The sequence below is a fragment of the Allobosea sp. Leaf344 genome (assembly GCF_001426225.1).
Taxonomy (GTDB): Bacteria; Pseudomonadota; Alphaproteobacteria; order Rhizobiales; family Beijerinckiaceae; genus Allobosea.
In genome coordinates this window covers 424,444-437,284 of sequence record NZ_LMRT01000013.1, presented here as the reverse complement: position 1 = coordinate 437,284, position 12,841 = coordinate 424,444, and the positions used below count along the sequence as shown (strand labels likewise).

12 protein-coding genes are annotated in these 12,841 nt (G+C 69.3%); 5 read left to right on the top strand and 7 right to left on the bottom strand.

Features of this window, described 5'->3' with window-relative positions; all coding sequences use genetic code 11:
- Positions 1-9 precede the first annotated feature (9 nt).
- Positions 10-714 carry a GntR family transcriptional regulator gene (locus ASG72_RS10740; protein WP_056711977.1) on the bottom strand — a complete coding sequence of 235 codons (705 nt, stop codon included), beginning with the start codon at positions 712-714 and terminating at the stop codon, positions 10-12.
- A gap of 109 nt (positions 715-823) precedes the next feature.
- Here ASG72_RS10740 and ASG72_RS10735 point away from each other — a divergent pair, with 109 nt between their 5' ends.
- From ASG72_RS10735 to ASG72_RS10720, 4 genes are all read left to right on the top strand, one after another.
- Positions 824-1,900 (top strand): tartrate dehydrogenase, encoded by a 1,077-nt coding sequence (locus ASG72_RS10735; RefSeq protein ID WP_056711974.1) that lies wholly within the window; start codon positions 824-826, stop codon positions 1,898-1,900.
- A gap of 120 nt (positions 1,901-2,020) precedes the next feature.
- A complete protein-coding gene (msrB, locus tag ASG72_RS10730) occupies positions 2,021-2,452 on the top strand; it encodes a peptide-methionine (R)-S-oxide reductase MsrB (protein ID WP_244488780.1) in 432 nt (143 codons plus the stop codon).
- Between the two features lie 155 nt (positions 2,453-2,607).
- Complete coding sequence (locus tag ASG72_RS10725; protein ID WP_056711970.1) at positions 2,608-5,007, top strand: UvrD-helicase domain-containing protein; 2,400 nt, start codon at positions 2,608-2,610, stop codon at positions 5,005-5,007.
- Positions 5,008-5,067: 60 nt separating this feature from the next.
- Positions 5,068-6,015 carry a 50S ribosomal protein L11 methyltransferase gene (locus ASG72_RS10720; protein ID WP_056711967.1) on the top strand — a complete coding sequence of 316 codons (948 nt, stop codon included), beginning with the start codon at positions 5,068-5,070 and terminating at the stop codon, positions 6,013-6,015.
- A 78-nt stretch (positions 6,016-6,093) separates the two neighbouring features.
- Here ASG72_RS10720 and ASG72_RS21415 read toward each other — a convergent pair whose 3' ends face one another.
- Both ASG72_RS21415 and ASG72_RS10715 read right to left on the bottom strand, forming a co-directional pair.
- Positions 6,094-6,222, bottom strand: coding sequence for a hypothetical protein (locus ASG72_RS21415; protein WP_280137747.1), 129 nt, complete (start codon positions 6,220-6,222; stop codon positions 6,094-6,096).
- A 73-nt stretch (positions 6,223-6,295) separates the two neighbouring features.
- Positions 6,296-6,535 (bottom strand): hypothetical protein, encoded by a 240-nt coding sequence (locus ASG72_RS10715; protein WP_056711965.1) that lies wholly within the window; start codon positions 6,533-6,535, stop codon positions 6,296-6,298.
- Positions 6,536-6,839: 304 nt separating this feature from the next.
- Here ASG72_RS10715 and ASG72_RS10710 point away from each other — a divergent pair, with 304 nt between their 5' ends.
- Positions 6,840-8,675 (top strand): aminopeptidase P family protein, encoded by a 1,836-nt coding sequence (locus tag ASG72_RS10710; RefSeq protein WP_056711961.1) that lies wholly within the window; start codon positions 6,840-6,842, stop codon positions 8,673-8,675.
- Between the two features lie 15 nt (positions 8,676-8,690).
- On the opposite strand, the gene ASG72_RS10705 is transcribed toward ASG72_RS10710, so the two are convergent.
- The 4 genes from ASG72_RS10705 to ligA all read right to left on the bottom strand — a co-directional run bounded on the left by ASG72_RS10705 (position 8,691) and on the right by ligA (position 12,838).
- Entirely contained in the window at positions 8,691-8,990 is a 300-nt protein-coding gene (locus tag ASG72_RS10705) for an AzlD domain-containing protein (protein ID WP_056711958.1), read from the bottom strand.
- Positions 8,987-9,685, bottom strand: a complete 699-nt coding sequence (locus ASG72_RS10700; RefSeq protein ID WP_056711955.1) for an AzlC family ABC transporter permease — start codon at positions 9,683-9,685, stop codon at positions 8,987-8,989. Before ASG72_RS10700 ends, ASG72_RS10705 begins: the two co-directional genes overlap by 4 nt.
- A gap of 17 nt (positions 9,686-9,702) precedes the next feature.
- The gene (locus tag ASG72_RS10695; RefSeq protein ID WP_056711953.1) at positions 9,703-10,566 is read right to left on the bottom strand and encodes an AraC family transcriptional regulator; all 864 of its coding nucleotides are present in this window, start codon (positions 10,564-10,566) and stop codon (positions 9,703-9,705) included.
- Between the two features lie 109 nt (positions 10,567-10,675).
- The gene (gene ligA, locus ASG72_RS10690) at positions 10,676-12,838 is read right to left on the bottom strand and encodes an NAD-dependent DNA ligase LigA (RefSeq protein ID WP_082540260.1); all 2,163 of its coding nucleotides are present in this window, start codon (positions 12,836-12,838) and stop codon (positions 10,676-10,678) included.
- Positions 12,839-12,841: the final 3 nt, after the last annotated feature.

Genomic DNA, 12,841 nt, shown 5'->3' with positions numbered 1-12,841 from the left:
TGACGGTCGTCAGAGATGGCGCAGCCCGATGCTGGCGATCAGCGGCAGAAGCTCGTCCCGTGCCCGCACCCGGTGCAGCCGCGCCGCTTCCCGCGCGGCCTCGGCGTCGCCGGCGCGGATGGCGTCGAGCAAGGCGCGGTGCTCGGCCACCGAGACCGGCAGATGCGGGCGCAGGCGCAAGGTCAGCATGCGGGCGCGGTGGGACTGGTCGTTCACCGTCTGCAGGATCCGCGTGAAACGGGAATTGCCGCAGCGCTCGACGATCAGCCTGTGGAAGGCGGCGTCGGCATGGCCCCAGCCGGCGAGATCGGCCGCGGCCAGCGCGGTCGCCATCGCGTCCGTCGCCTGCGCCAGATCATCGGCCAGGCGGGTGCGCTCCGGCGGCGGCAGCTGCGCATCGAGTTCGGCGGCGCTGGCCTCGATCGCGATCAGCACCTCGTAGATCTCGCGCAGATCATCCGGCGCCAGCGCGCAGATCAGGATGCCGCGCTTGGGCAGGATGCGGACCAGCCCCTCCTCCTGCAGCCGCAGCGCCGCCTCGTGTACCGGGGTGCGGCTGACACCGAGACGCAGCGCGAGTTCGGCCGCCGAAGCCTGGTAGCCCGGCGCGAAGACACTGTCGCGGATCGCCTCCTTCAGCGCCGCATAGGTGCTGTCGACGAGGCTGCTGCCGCGTTCCGCGGCGGGCTCGGCCCGTTTCAGACGATCTGGCATGGCGACCTCATGGCTGGAACTTAGCATCTTCCATGGAAGCTGCAATGGATTCTTGACTTGCAGTTTCCGAGCGCTCAAAGACGCGGATGTTCATCGAGGGACTAGGATCATGAAGACCCATCGCATCGCCGCCATTCCCGGGGACGGCATCGGCGTCGAGGTCATCGCCGCCGGCATCGAGGTGCTGCAGGCGCTGGCCCAGCGCGATGGCGGCTTCGCCATCAGCTTCGATCATTTCGACTGGGGCTCGGACTATTACAAGCGCACCGGGCTGATGATGCCGGAGGATGGGCGCGACCAGATCCGCGACCATGACGCCATTTTCTTCGGGGCCGTCGGCGCGCCCGACGTGCCGGACCACATCTCGCTCTGGGGCCTGCGCCTGGCGATCTGCCAGCCCTTCGACCAATACGCCAATGTCCGGCCGACGCGGGTGCTGCCGGGCATCACCTCGCCGCTGCGCGCCGTCTCCGGGCCGGAGCTCGACTGGGTGATCGTGCGCGAGAATTCGGAAGGCGAATATGCCGGGGTCGGCGGGCGCGTGCATCGCGGCTTCCCGGAGGAGGTCGCCACCGACGTCTCGATGATGACCCGCACCGGCGTCACCCGCATCATCCGCTATGCCTTCGCGCTGGCCCAGTCGCGGCCGCGCAAGCTGCTGACGGTGGTGACGAAATCCAATGCGCAGCGCCATGCCATGGTGATGTGGGACGAGATCGCCGCGGAGGTGGCGCAGGACTTCCCGGATGTGCGTTGGGACAAGATGCTGGTCGATGCCATGACCATGCGCATGGTGATCAAGCCGCAGAGCCTCGACACCATCGTCGCCACCAATCTCCACGCCGACATCCTCTCGGATCTCGCCGCCGCTCTGGCCGGCTCGCTCGGCATCGCGCCCACCGCCAATCTCAACCCGGAGCGGCGTTTCCCCTCGATGTTCGAGCCGATCCACGGCTCCGCCTTCGACATCGCCGGCAAGGGCATCGCCAACCCGATCGGCACCTTCTGGACGGCGACGATGATGCTCGACCATCTCGGCGAGAGCGCGGCCTCGGCGCGGTTGATGCGGGCGATCGAGCGCGTCACCGGCGATCCCGCCTGCCATACCCCCGATCTCGGCGGGCAGGCGACGACGCGGCAGGTGACCGACGCCGTGATCGCCGCCATCGCCGGCGACAATCTCTGAGACGCCACGCCTTCGTGAAGCCGGTCCTACGCCAACAAGGCTGAAATCGCGTCGCTCCGCCCCCATATCAGCGGAAATGCCGGCCGGTCCGGTACGGGAAAGGAAACCGATATGGGTCTGATGAGCATGTTCGGCGGCGAGAAGGAACAGGCGGTGCGTTTCCCCTTCGAGCTGAGCGACGAGGAATGGCGCGCCCGGCTGACGCCGGAGCAGTACCGCGTGCTGCGCGGCCATGGCACCGAGCGCCCGGGATCCTGCGCGCTGAATTTCGAGAAGCGCGCCGGCACCTTCTCCTGCGCCGGCTGCGGCCAGCCGCTCTTCCGCAACCTCACGAAATTCGAGAGCGGCACGGGCTGGCCGAGCTTCAACGAGCCGCTGGAGGGCGCGGTCGCGACCACCGAGGATCGCAGCTTCATGATGGTCCGCACCGAGGTGCATTGCGCCAATTGCGGCGGCCATCTCGGCCATGTCTTCCCGGACGGCCCGCCCCCGACCGGCCTGCGCTACTGCATCAACGGCGTGGCAATGGAGTTCGAGCCCGCGGAGGGCTGAACGCCGGGAGGCCCGGCGGCGAAGCGGCGTCGGCGGCAGCGTCTGCCGCCGATAATCCTGTGGCATCTCTCACCAAATCTGCGGTCGGCCACGCGCAATTCGGCATCGACGCCTTATATTGACGCGAGAACGAATCACGCACGAGCAGATCACCCTTGTCCGACAGCCACGCATCGTCCGCTCCCCTGCCCCGTCCCGGCGGCCTCGCCGCACGGGCGGCGGCGGCGCCGTCCGCCGGCTATCTCTCCGGCCTGAACCCGGAGCAGCGCCAGGCGGTCGAGGCCACGGACGGGCCGGTGCTGGTCCTCGCCGGCGCGGGCACCGGCAAGACGCGGGTGCTGACCACGCGCATCGCCCATCTCATCGCCACCAACCGCGCCTACCCTTCGCAGATCCTGTCGGTGACCTTCACCAACAAGGCCGCGCGCGAGATGAAGGAGCGCGTCGCCCATCTCGTCGGCCCGGTCGCCGAAGGCATGCCCTGGCTCGGCACCTTCCATTCGATCTCGGCCAAGCTGCTGCGCCGCCATGCCGAGCTGCTCGGCCTGCGCGCCGACTTCACCATCCTCGACAGCGACGACCAGGTCCGGCTGATGAAGCAGGTCATCGCCGCCGCCGGGATCGACGAGAAGCGCTGGCCCGGGCGGATGCTGGCCGGCTTCATCGACAGCTGGAAGAATCGCGGCCTGACCCCGAAGGACGTGCCGCCGGGCGAGGCCGCGGTCTTCGCCAATGGCCAGGGCGGCGCCCTCTACCAAGCCTATCAGGAGCGGCTGAAGACGCTGAACGCCGTGGATTTCGGCGATCTGCTGCTGCATTGCCTGACGCTGTTTCGCGAAAACCCCGACGTGCTGGCGCAATATCACGAGCGCTTCCGCTACATCCTCGTCGACGAGTATCAGGACACCAACACCGCGCAATATCTCTGGCTGCGCCTGCTCGCCCAGGGCCGGCGCAACGTCGCCTGCGTCGGCGACGACGACCAGTCGATCTATGGCTGGCGCGGCGCCGAGGTCGACAACATCCTGCGCTTCGAGCATGATTTTCCCGGCGCGACCGTGATCCGGCTTGAGCGCAACTACCGCTCCACCGGCCATATCCTCGCCACCGCCTCCAAGCTCATCGCCCGCAACGAGGGCCGCCTCGGCAAGACGCTGCGCACCGAGGACGAGGCCGGCGAGAAGGTGACCATCACCGGCGCCTGGGACAGCCAGGAAGAGGCACGGCTGATCGGCGACGAGATCGAGGCGCTGCAGAACAAGGGCCACAACCTATCGGAGATCGCGATCCTGGTGCGGATTTCGGCGCAGATGCGCGAGATCGAGGATCGCTTCGTTCATCTCGGCCTGCCCTATCGCGTCATCGGCGGCCCGCGCTTCTACGAGCGCGTCGAAATCCGCGACGCCATGGCCTATCTGCGCTGCGTGGTCTCGCCGACCGACGATCTCGCCTTCGAGCGCATCGTCAACGTGCCCAAGCGCGGGCTCGGCGACGCGACCATCCAGATCCTGCACAACCATGCCCGCTCCTCCGGCCTGTCGCTGCTGCAGGCGGCCCGGGTGGTGGTGGAGAGCGACGAGCTCAAGCCCAAGGCCCGCACCAGCCTGCGCGAGCTGGTCGAGGCCTTCGGCCGCTGGCAGGCGCGCGCCGAGCACCTGCCCCAGGGCGAGCTGGCCGAGCTGGTGCTGGAGGAAAGCGGCTATACCGACATGTGGCAGAAGGACCGCTCCGCCGACGCGGCCGGCCGCCTGGAGAACCTCAAGGAGCTGGTGCGCTCGCTCGACGAGTTTCCCGACCTCCCGGCCTTCCTCGAACATGTCTCGCTGGTGATGGACGCCGATAGCGGCGAGAGCACCGAGCGGGTCTCGATCATGACGCTGCACGGCGCCAAGGGGCTGGAGTTCGACACGGTCTTCCTGCCGGGCTGGGAGGAAGGCCTGTTCCCGAGCCAGCGGGCTCTCGACGAGAGCGGCCGGGCCGGGCTGGAGGAGGAGCGCCGCCTCGCCCATGTCGGGCTGACCCGGGCGCGCAAGCGGCTGAAGCTCTATTTCGCCTCGAACCGCCGCATCCACGGGTTGTGGCAGTCGAGCCTGCCGAGCCGCTTCATCGACGAGCTGCCGGAAGAGCATGTCGAGGTGGTGCAGGCCGCCTCGAACTACAGCCAGGGCGGCTATGGCGCCTCGCGCTTCGACCGGATGGAGAGCTTCGGCTCGAGCTACCAGACGCCGGGCTGGCAGCGCGCCCAGGAGAACAAGGCCCGCACCGGCCAGAGCAGCATGTTCGGCGGCGCCGCGCCCGGCTATGCCCAGGCGGGCTTCGCCGATGGCGGCTCGCGCAGTTTCGGCCAGGGCGGCCGGCGCGGACCGATGCTGATCGAGGGCGAGCTGACGGCGAAATCGACCGGCGCCTCGGCCTTCGACGTCGGCGCCAGGGTGTTCCACATCAAGTTCGGGCCGGGTTCGGTGGCGAGCGTCGACGGCAACAAGCTGACCGTTGATTTCGACAAGGCCGGGCGGAAAATGGTGCTGGATTCCTTCGTGCAGAGCGCGGGCTGAGACCGGCCGGGCCGACCGCCCCGGCATGACAAGCGTCCGCCCGCCTGCTAAGCCCCGCCGATGCGTGAAGGTCTCCTGCCATCGACGGTCGCCACCGTCCTCGAACTCTCCACCTCGGGCGAGAAGGCGCGTGCGCTGACCGAGCTGCTGGGCGAGGTCTTCGACCCGACCGAAACCGCGATTTCGGCCTTCGAGATCGAGAGCGGCGTCACCACCCTTTCGCTCAACGCGCCCTGGAAGGTGGAGATCTATTTCGCCAGCCATCCGGACGAGGCGGCGGTCCGCGACATGCTCCGCCCGATCATCGGCGACAGCGTCGATGCCACCCCGTTCCAGACCGTCAACCAGCAGGATTGGGTGTCGGCCAGCCTCGAGGGGCTGCAGCCGGTGCGGGCCGGCCGTGTCCTCGTCCATGGCTCGCATGACCGCGCCGCCGTGCGCGTCAACGACGTCGCCATCGAGATCGAGGCGGCGCTGGCCTTCGGCACCGGGCATCACGGCACCACCGCCGGCTGCCTGCTGGCGCTCGACGCCGAGCTGAAGCGGCGGCGGCCGCGTCACGGCCTCGATGTCGGCACCGGCACCGGGATCCTGGCGCTCGCCCTGGCCAAGCAGATCAAGCGCCGCGTCGTCGCCGGCGACATCGACGCCGTCGCGGTCGCGGTGGCGGCGCATAACGCCCGCGTCAACCATGCACCCGGCGCGCTGGATCTCTATGTCGCGCCGGGCCTCCGCCACGCCAAGGCCGACAGGCCCGGCCATTTCGACCTGGTCTTCGCCAATATCCTGGCCGGCCCCCTGCGCCGGCTGGCGCCAGCGATCACCCGGGTGCTCGCCGCCGACGGGACGCTGATCCTGTCCGGCCTCTTGGAGATGGACGTGCCGGGGGTGCTGGCGGCCTATCGCCACCAGGGCGTCTTCCTCGCCCGCAAGGCGATGCGGGAAGGCTGGGCGACGCTGGTCATGAAAAAGGGCGGCGCCGCCCCGAGGCCGCGCCACCCGTTCTAGCCGGGCGCGGGCTGCTCGCCCGCCCCTCTCGTCGATCCCCGGAGGGGGTTGCGGGAGCGGAACGCTCCGGCAGCCGGCTCAGAGGCCGATATGGCCGTATTTGGCCTCGGCTTCGGCCTGCATGGAGCGAGCATCGTGCCAGACGGCGGAGGCGAAGCGGGCGGTCTCGCGGACCTGCTCGAAAACATGCTTGATGATGGCGATCATGGAGAAATCTCCGATATGAGCCGCGGCCGGATGGCACGGCGGCAGGGGAACGGGAAAAGCCTGGGCGAACCGATCAGCGGTTGAACGGCAGCGCCGCATCGTCCTTCAGCGCCGTCTGGGGAAAGCCGCCGAGCACGATCTCGGCCTCGTTCACCAGATAGGAGCGGGCGCGCAATTCGCGGATCGCGGACTGGCGGCGGCTCTCGACCAGAGCGGCGTAGAAGCGCTGCCAGATCGACGGGCCGGTCTTGACGGCGGGCGTGGCGCTATCGCTGCTGCGCAGCGCGGCGGTGTTGTTCAGCACATAGGTCATAGGGTCTCTCCAACAGCGAAACGAAGGACAGTCCCGGTCGCTTCCTCGTTCTCTTATGCCGGATAAAATGGGCGCTCTTCGCAGGTGCGAAAAGGCGGTTTCGCATATGCGAGATATGCGCCCAATGCATGACATCGGTCGCAATCCGTTAAGGAATGCCTTTTCCGCATAGCGAAGAGGCAGAGAGCCTGTTCCACAGGCATCCGGCGCGCGCGAAAAAAGCAGGCGAAACCGCAGCATTTCGGCTGGTCATCCGGCCTTGCAGACGCGACGATGCCCGGATTCGCCAACAGCTGGACCCGCCATGCCCGAACTGCCTGCTCAAGCCTGCCGTTTCCAGTCCTTCTCGGAGCCGAGCAACCCGGCCGAGGTGGCGCCGCGCGTCGCCGCCCTGCGCCGGGCGCTGGCGGCCCAGGGGCTCGACGGTTTCATCATCCCGCGGGCCGACGAGCATCAGGGCGAATATGTGCCGGCGCATATGGCGCGGCTCGCCTGGCTGACCGGCTTCACCGGCTCGGCGGGTACGGCCATCGTCCTCGCCGACAAGGCCGCGCTGATCGTCGACGGCCGCTACACCATCCAATCCGCCGAGCAGACCGACACGGCCGTCGTGACGCCGGTCAAGATGGAGGAGACGCCGCTGGAGCGCTGGATCGAGGCCAATCTGCCGGAGGGCGGCAGGCTGGGCTACGACCCCTGGGTCCATACGGTGGACGGCGTCGCCAGGCTGGAAAAGGCGGTCGCCGCCGCCGGTGGCACGCTGATTCCCTGCGCGCCCAACCCGCTGGACGCGCTGTGGAGCGACCGGCCGGCGGCGCCGGCCGCGCAGGTCAAGGCGCATCGGGGGGATTTCGCCGGCGAGGATCCGGCGGCGAAGCTGGCGCGCATCCAGGAGGCTCTAGCCAAGGCCAAGGTCGACGCGCTGGTGGTGTCGGACCCCCATGCCCTCGCCTGGACCTTCAACATCCGCGGCGGCGATGTCGAGCATACGCCGCTGCCGCTCGGCTATGCCATCGTCCCGCGCGAGGGCCGGCCCACCGTGTTCCTGGCGCCGGAAAAGGTCACCAATGAAGCGGGAGACGCCATCGGGGCGATCGGCGAGATTTCCCCGCCATCGGGGCTGGAGCTGCAGCTGAAGCGCCTCGGCGCGGCCGGGGCGAAGGTCAGGCTCGATGCCGCCACCGCCGCCTCCGCCCTCGCCACGCTGATCGGCGAGGCGGGCGGAACGGCGGATGTCGGCGCCGATCCGATCGCGCTGATGAAGGCGCGCAAGAATGCCGCCGAGCTCGCGGGCACCCGCAACGCGCATCTGCGCGACGGTGCTGCGATCGTGCGCTTCCTGACCTGGCTGGCGCGCGAGGCGCCCAAGGGCGGGCTGACCGAGATCGACGCGGTCGCCGCCCTCGAACAGGAGCGGATCGGCACCGGACTGCTGAAGGACGTCTCCTTCACCACCATCGCCGGCGCCGGCCCCAATGCGGCGCTCCCGCATTACCGCGTCACCGAATCGAGCAATCGCCGGATCGAGCCCGGGATCTTCCTGGTCGATTCCGGCGGGCAATACGAGGACGGCACCACCGACATCACCCGCACCATGGCGATCGGCACGCCGACCGCCGAAATGCGCGATCGCTATACGAGGGTGCTGAAGGGCCATCTCGCGATTTCGCGGGTCGTTTTCGTCAAGGGCACCTCCGGCGCCCAGCTCGATGCGCTGGCGCGACTGCCGCTCTGGCAGGCCGGGCTCGATTTCGACCACGGCACCGGCCATGGCGTCGGCAGCTACCTCTCGGTGCATGAGGGGCCGCAGCGCCTGTCGAAGCTCGGCACCACGCCGCTCGAGCCGGGCATGATCCTGTCCAACGAGCCCGGCTACTACAAGCAGGGCGAGTACGGCATCCGCATCGAGAACCTGATCGTGGTCGAGGAGCGGCAGATTCCGGGCGGCGACCGCACCATCTACGGCTTCGAGACCATCACCTGGTGCCCCTATGAGCGCGCTCTGATCGAGCGCAGCCTGCTCGACCAGGGTGAGATCGACTGGATCGACGCCTATCACGCCAAGGTCTGGGAGAAGCTGTCGCCGCTGCTGGCGGGCGAGCCGAAATCCTGGCTGGAGCAGGCCTGCCGGCCGCTGTGAGCGGCGACGGCGCGGTCAGAGCAGCGCGCGCAGGCCGACCACCGCCGCGACCCCGACCAGCACCACCGCCAGCAGAGGCAGCCTCATAGCCGCCAGCGCGGCGAGCAGCGCAGCGCCCGTCTCGGCCCAGCCTGTAGCGAGCGCGCTGGGCGCGATCACCGCGACCAGAACCGCCGGCGGGATCGCATCGAAAGCGGCCTGCGCCCGCTCGGACAAGGCGAGCCGTCCGGCCAGCGCGAGCCCGGCGATCCGCGTCGCATAAGTGACGACCGCCATGCCGAGAATGGCGAGCAGCGTGTGGGAGTCGAGGGTCATCGGCGTTCGGCTCCCGCCGCGATCCAGGCCGCGGCCAGCCCACAGAGCGCTCCGGCCAGCACATGCCAGGGCGGCCCCGCCAGGCGATAGGCCAGCGCCGAGGCGAGACCGGAGGCCGCGACCGTCCAGAACGTCACGCGACCCTTCCAGAAGGCTGCGACCAGAGCGATGAACAGCGCGGTGAAGGCGAAATCCGCCCCGAGCCGGCGCGGATCGCCCAATGCGGCCCCAACCACCGCGCCCAGTGTCGACAGCGAGACGAAGCCGATGACGAAGGGCACGAGCATGGCGAACCAATAGGCCGGGGTCAGCGGCCGGGTCCGCGCCCGCTTCTCCGCAAGCGCCCAGTTCTCGTCGGCCATCCAGTACAGGCCGAGCAGCCTCTGACCGCGCGAGAAGCCCGCGAGTTTCGGCACCAGCGAGGCGCTCATCAGCACATGCCTCGCATTGATCAGCAGCGTCGAGAACACCAGGGCGCCGATCGGCGCCGGCGTCGCCCAGAGCTCCACCGCGGCGAATTGCGCGCCGCCGGCGAAAACCAGGAATCCCATCAGCCCGACCTCGGCCGGCGACAGGCCCTTGCCGGCGGCGAGCGCTCCGAACAGCAGCGCGATCGGGATGGCGGCGACCGCGGCCGGCCAGATATCGGAGAGGCCGAGGCGCAGATCGGCCAGGATGGTGTCACCTTTGGACATGGACGACATGCGGACCGTCAGGAGAGATGGGCGGCGCGGAACACGCCGGGCGTGACGCCGAAGCGGGCCTTGAAGGCGCGGGTGAGATGGGCCTGGTCGCTGAAGCCGGTGGCGGCCGCGACCGCGCTCGGCGCCTCGCCGCGGCGCAGCCTGTCGCGGGCGCGGCGCACCCTGACATCGACGAGATAGGCATGCGGCGTCAGCCCGGTCTCGCGGCGGAAGGCGCGGATCAGATGATGCCGCGGCAGCTTCGTGGCCGCGCCGAGCTCGGCCAGCGACAGATCCTCGTCATGGCGCGCCTCGATCAGCGCACGCGCCAGATCCACCGGGCCGCGCTCGCGCCCGATGTCGCGGATCTGGAGATCGGCATGCCGCACCAGCATCGCCGCATAGGCCCGCAGCAGCGCCTCCTCGCCCGCCAGCGCATCCGGCCCCTCCTCCAGCAGCCGGTGGGCGGTGGCGAACAGCGCGGCTCCCTCGCTGTCATGGACCACCGGCTCGCGGAAGAACGGCGTGCCGCTCGGCCGGCCCGGCGCCAGCGACGCGGCGAGCTCGCGCATCAGCCCGACGGTGGGGTAGCTCATCCGGTAGCGATAGCCGCCCTCACTCGGCGCTCCGTCATGCACGTCGAGCGGGTGGTTCAGCACGATGTCGCCGGCGCCCGCATAGAGCCTGCGCCCGCGCGCGTGCCAGATCTCGCAGCCGCTCAGGATCGTGCCGATGGCGTAGGTGTCATGGGCATGGGGCGCATAGGCATGGGTGCGAAAGGTCGCGGCCAGAAATTCCAGCCCGTCGAAGCGCCGGTTGGTGAAGAGATGCGCCCGCTCGCCCGCCTTGAGCGGGGTTTCGGCCAGCGCCTGTTCCTGGGTGATCAGTTCCATGGCGACAGGATAATTCGCCTCGCCCCCGGGCCGTCTTGAAGAAAAGTGATGCCGATCATCACGGCGAGCCTCGTCGCCGGGCCGGGAGCGCCTGCGGTCGGCGCGTCCCTCACCCCGCGGCCTGGCCGCCGACCAGCGTGAACCAGCCGGCCTCGTCGATCACCTCGACCCCGTGTCTGGCGGCATCCTTGAGCTTCGATCCGGCCCCCGGCCCCGCCACCAGGAGATCGGTCTTGGAGGACACCGAGCCCGCGACCTTTGCGCCCAGGCGCTCGGCCATCGCCTTGGCCTCGTCCCGCGTCATCTGCTCGAGCGCGCCGGTAAAGACGACGATCTTCCCGGCGACCGGGCTGGTGGAGGCGACCGCCTCCAGAGGCTGCGGCGTCACCTCGGCCAGAAGCCGGTCGAGCATCTCCTGATTATGCGCCTCGGCGAAGAACTCCAGCAGCGCCTCGACCACGGTGGGGCCGACGCCGTCGATCGCGTCGAGCTCCTGGCGCTCGGGCGAGCCCGGCTGCTCCGCCGCCATCACCGCCTGCCGCAACTGCGCGAAGGAGCCGTAATGCCGCGCGAGCAGCCGGGCGTTGGTCTCGCCGATATGGCGGATGCCGAGGCCGAAGATGAAGCGGTTGAGCGGCGGCGCCCGCCGGTCGTCGATCGCCGCGAACAGCTTCGCCACGCTCTGCGCGCCGAAACCGTCCTTGTCCTTGAGCTTCTTGAGATTGGCGGCGTCGCGCCGCGCCAGGGTGAAGATGTCGGCCGGCTCCTTCACCGGGAGCTCGGGATCGGTGTGGAAGAACTCGATCTGACGGTCGCCCAGCCCGTCGATGTCGAGCGCGTCGCGCGACACGAAATGCTTCAGCCGCTCAACCGCCTGCGCCGGGCAGATCAGCCCGCCGGTGCAGCGGCGCACCGCATCCTCCTTGCCGGTGCGCGGGTTGAGCTCGCGCGTCGCATGGCTGCCGCAGGCCGGGCACGCGGTCGGGAAGAGATAGGGCTTCGCATCGGCCGGGCGCCTGGCGAGATCCACGGCCTCGACGCGCGGGATCACGTCGCCCGCGCGCTTCACCGTCACCGTGTCGCCTTCGCGGATGTCCGGGGGCTCGCCGCTGCGGATTCGCTCGCCTTTGGAATCGAAGCCGCGGATGTAATCCTCGTTGTGCAGGGTGGCGTTGGTGACGACGACCCCGCCGACGGTCACGGGCCGCAGCCGTGCCACGGGGCTGAGCGCGCCGGTCCGCCCGACCTGGATCTCGATCTTCTCCAGCACCGTGGTCGCGAGTTCGGCCGGAAATTTATGGGCGATCGCCCAGCGCGGCGCGCGCGCCACGAAGCCCAGCCGCAGCTGCAGCGCCAGTTCGTCGACCTTGTAGACCACCCCGTCGATGTCGTAGCCGAGGCTGGCGCGCTGGCTCTCGATCAGCCGGTAATGCGCCAGCATCTCGGCCAGATCGGCACAGCGCACCATCAGCGTATTGGTCCTGAAGCCCCAGCGCCGGAACGCCTCGACCACGCCGAATTGCGTCGCCGCAGGCGGCACCGGCATTTCGCCCCAGGCATAGGCGAAGAAGCGCAGCGGCCGCGACGCCGTGATGGAGGCGTCGAGCTGGCGCAGCGAACCGGCCGCGGCATTGCGCGGATTGGCGAATTCCGCCAGGCCCTTCTCGCGCTGCCGCGTATTGATCTCCGCGAAATCGCGATGACCGAGATAGATCTCCCCGCGCACCTCGATCACCTCCGGCACATCCTCGCCGCTCAGCGCCTGCGGGATTTCCGCGACGGTGCGGGCGTTCTGAGTGACGTCCTCGCCTTCCTCGCCATCCCCGCGCGTCGCCGCCGAGACCAGCTGCCCGTTCTCGTAGCGCAGCGACAGCGACAGCCCGTCGATCTTGGGTTCGGCGGTGAAGACGATCTCGTCCTGCGCCTTGCGGCCGAGGAAGCTGCGCACCCGCTGCACGAAATCGCCGACATCCTCATCCGCGAAGGCATTGCCCAGCGAGAGCATCGGCACGCGATGGCGGATCTTGGCGAAGCGCGCCGCCGGGCGCGCGCCGACCTGCACCGAGGCCGCCGATCTCAGCGCGGGAAACGCCTCCTCCAGCGCCAGCAGCCGGCGTTTCCTGGCGTCATAGACGGCGTCCTCGAGGATCGGGCGATCCTCCTGGAAATAGGCGAGATCGGCCGCGGCGATCTCCGCCGCCAGCGCCTTGTGCTCCAGCTTCGCCTTGCGCGGCGTCAGCTGGTCGAGAGGGGGAAAGCCGTCATCTGTCATGGC